At 56.5% G+C, this 2,972-nt stretch carries 5 protein-coding genes; 4 read left to right on the top strand and 1 reads right to left on the bottom strand.

Translation table 11 applies throughout. The features are described 5' to 3' along the window. Positions 1-167 precede the first annotated feature (167 nt). The 4 genes from QO005_RS24135 (at position 168) to QO005_RS24120 (ending at position 2,361) form a co-directional block, all read left to right on the top strand. A complete protein-coding gene (locus QO005_RS24135; RefSeq protein ID WP_307160560.1) occupies positions 168-365 on the top strand; it encodes an AAA family ATPase in 198 nt (65 codons plus the stop codon). Positions 366-560: 195 nt separating this feature from the next. Then, positions 561-818: a type II toxin-antitoxin system VapB family antitoxin gene (locus QO005_RS24130; RefSeq protein ID WP_307160559.1), complete on the top strand. Its 258-nt coding sequence runs from the start codon at positions 561-563 to the stop codon at positions 816-818. After that, positions 815-1,219, top strand: a complete 405-nt coding sequence (locus QO005_RS24125; protein ID WP_307160558.1) for a type II toxin-antitoxin system VapC family toxin — start codon at positions 815-817, stop codon at positions 1,217-1,219. Before QO005_RS24130 ends, QO005_RS24125 begins: the two co-directional genes overlap by 4 nt. Continuing rightward, positions 1,216-2,361 (top strand): site-specific integrase, encoded by a 1,146-nt coding sequence (locus QO005_RS24120; protein ID WP_307160557.1) that lies wholly within the window; start codon positions 1,216-1,218, stop codon positions 2,359-2,361. Before QO005_RS24125 ends, QO005_RS24120 begins: the two co-directional genes overlap by 4 nt. 97 nt (positions 2,362-2,458) lie before the next feature. On the opposite strand, the gene QO005_RS24115 is transcribed toward QO005_RS24120, so the two are convergent. Next, complete coding sequence (locus tag QO005_RS24115; RefSeq protein WP_307160556.1) at positions 2,459-2,890, bottom strand: recombinase family protein; 432 nt, start codon at positions 2,888-2,890, stop codon at positions 2,459-2,461. Positions 2,891-2,972: the final 82 nt, after the last annotated feature.

Below are 2,972 nucleotides of genomic sequence, written 5' to 3'. Positions count from 1 at the left end.
GCTATCGATCGCCAGAAGAATTTGAAACCCAACTCGCCCAGCAGGCGGCTTAGTTTGAAGCGCCCCGCTGGTCCAGCCCGAAGGGTTCACTCCAATAAGGGGTCAATATTCAACGCCGATTGACAGGCTGCCGCCTAAACTACGTGCTTGCTTGCACAGGAGGAAACGTGCCGATTCGTGTTGATACTCTGCGTGTCGCGGGATTGAGGGGTCTGCAGAACATCGAGGTTGAACTCCCGCCAGTCACCGTTTTGATCGGCACGAACAACTCCGGAAAGACCTCGATTATCAAGGCACTTCAACTGGCGCTGGGAGATTACGGCCGATACCTCACGGTGAAGATGGGCAGTTTTGACAGATCGTAATCCATTGTTTGTATGGTAAACTATTCGTTAAGCAAAAGCTATCTGGCCACTAAGGTTCCTTACATGATATGATTGGTAGTTGCCGTTCTAACCCCCGATAAGTACCTCTTATCGGATGTTAGCCATCTTCTGGTGAAAACTTGCTATCTTTTACGGAAATCATTATATTCGGGACACCATTTGATGAGGTACACCATGTCCGAACCACAGCTTTCCATTCGCAGCAGCAAGGCCCGTGATCTCGCCCATGCGCTTTCCCGCCGCACCGGACAGCCGATTAACCGACTCGTTGAGCAGGCCCTTGAACGCTATGACGTTGAATTGCGGCAGCAGGATAAAAAACATCCGCTGGATGCGGTCTGGGAACTTGCGGCGGAAGGCCGTCGACACGTTCCGCCCGGCACCACATCCGCCCATGATGATCTTTATGACGAAAACGGCCTGCCAATATGATTGCCGTCGACACATCGGTTATCATTGCGATCGTCTTGGAAGAACCGGAGGCGGAGACATTCAAATCGCTCCTGCGAACAGAGAATGTTGCCATTGGCTGGCCCACACTGTTTGAAACACGAACGGTTCTCGCGGCCAAAGGATTTGCAAATCCTGGTGACATCGTGACCCGTTTTTTCCATGCACCTAACATCATGCCAATCGCCTTTGATGAAAGGCACTATCGTGCAGCAGAGGAGGCGCTTGACCGGTACGGCAAAGGGCGGCATCCGGCGTCACTCAACATGGGCGATTGTTTTTCCTATGCTGTGTCTGCCGTTGCTAAAGCGCCTCTGCTGTTCAAGGGTCGTGATTTTTCGCAAACAGACCTGAAACTGCATCCGGCATCTTCCATTTTATGACGGGAGATCACGAAAAGGCTCTTGATCGCCGTATCCAACAACTCGATACCATCGCTTCCGTGCTTCCGATGGAACGGCGTGACGAGCTGGCCGAGCTTCTGACGGATCAGGATGTCGCGACACTCCGTTATCTGGTCAACGAAGGCATGGGCGAAAATACCCTTCGCGCTCTCACCTCTGATCTGGCCTATCTGGAGGCCTGGTCGTTGGCAACGGCAGGAACATCCCTGCCGTGGCCAGCACCCGAAGCGCTTCTCCTGAAATTCGTGGCCCATCATCTCTGGGATCCGGAGAAACGCTTGAGCGATCCGCAGCATGGCATGCCGGCCGCGGTCGAGGACAAGCTTCGGGCCCAAGGTTTTCTGCGTTCAAGCGGACCCCATGCGCCAGATACCGTTCGCCGACGGCTGGCGACCTGGTCAACGCTGACGAAATGGCGGGGGCTTGATGGAGCGTTTTCCTCCCCTGCCCTAAAATCCGCCATCCGGCTGGCTGTGCGCGCAACGCCGCGGCCCAGACAGAGCAAGAGTGCCAAGGCCGTCACCGGGGACGTTCTCTCCCAACTGCTTGCCACCTGTCAGAGCGACAGTCTGCGCGACCTCCGCGACCGCGCTATCCTGATGGTCGCCTTTGCCTCTGGTGGTCGCCGTCGCAGCGAGATCGCCAGTTTGCGGAAAGAGCAATTGTGCCCCGAAGAACCGATCCCAGTCGAAGGCGGTTCTACCCTCCCCTCTCTGTCCATCCACCTGGGTCGCACCAAAACCAACGGTGCGGACAACGATGAGGTTGTCTATCTCACCGGTTCGCCGGTTGATGCCTTGAATGCCTGGCTTCACGTAGCAAGAATTGACAAGGGAAGCGTGTTTCGAGCCATTGATCGCTGGGGCAACGTCTCCCAACGCGCGCTTGATCCGAAGGCGATCAATGACATTCTCAAGCAACGAGTCGCTATCGCAGGGCTGAAACCGGAAGAATTTTCCGCCCATGGTTTGAGATCTGGCTATCTCACGGAAGCCGCCAATCGCGGTATTCCGCTGCCAGAGGCCATGGAGCAGTCTCGTCATCGGTCGGTGCAGCAGGCGTCAGAATATTACAACAGCGCAACACGAAGAAGCGGGCGGGCCGCTCGCCTTTTGCCGTGATGTGTGTTGATTTCCACGGATCAAGGGGAGCATGAGGATTTGTGGGGCATGCCTAAACAAAGTAGGGGTCGGAACAAGATTTGCTCGCCCAGACACGCTAAGGTCGAACGCACCGTGAACCTTCGTCACGAACCCGCATAATAGTCTGCCGGCTGGTCGCGAACTTCCGTGCGATCGCCGAAACGCTCATCCCCGTCGCGAGATCGCCCCGCACATTCTGCTTCTGTTTATCGCTCAGCGTCGAGGGACGGCCGAGGGCCTTGCCTTCCGACTTGGCGCGCTTGAGGCCGGATTGCGTCCGCTCGATCAGCAAATCCCTTTCGAACTGGGCGACGGCGTTGAGCACGTTCATGGTCATCGTACCGGCAGAGCTGGTGAGATCGGCCCGGCCGAGCGCGAGGCAATAGACCCTTACGCCCATTTTGGCCAGCGTCCTGACGGTGGTGCTGACGTCGATCGCATCACGGCCGAGGCGGTCGAGCTTGGTCACGATGAGAATGTCCCCGGACTCCAGCTGGCTCTGTTGCAAACATTTTGCTTGGCTATGAAGAGGCCTTCCTACACCTCAGTCACGCGGTTTTGGCGTCGAGATTCTGCGCGAGGAGGGCCAC

The sequence above is a fragment of the Allorhizobium paknamense genome, from assembly GCF_030815125.1.
GTDB classification, from domain to species: Bacteria; Pseudomonadota; Alphaproteobacteria; order Rhizobiales; family Rhizobiaceae; genus Allorhizobium; species Allorhizobium paknamense.
The sequence above is the reverse complement of the archived record's forward strand: the minus strand, read 5'-3'. Positions and strand labels throughout refer to the sequence as shown.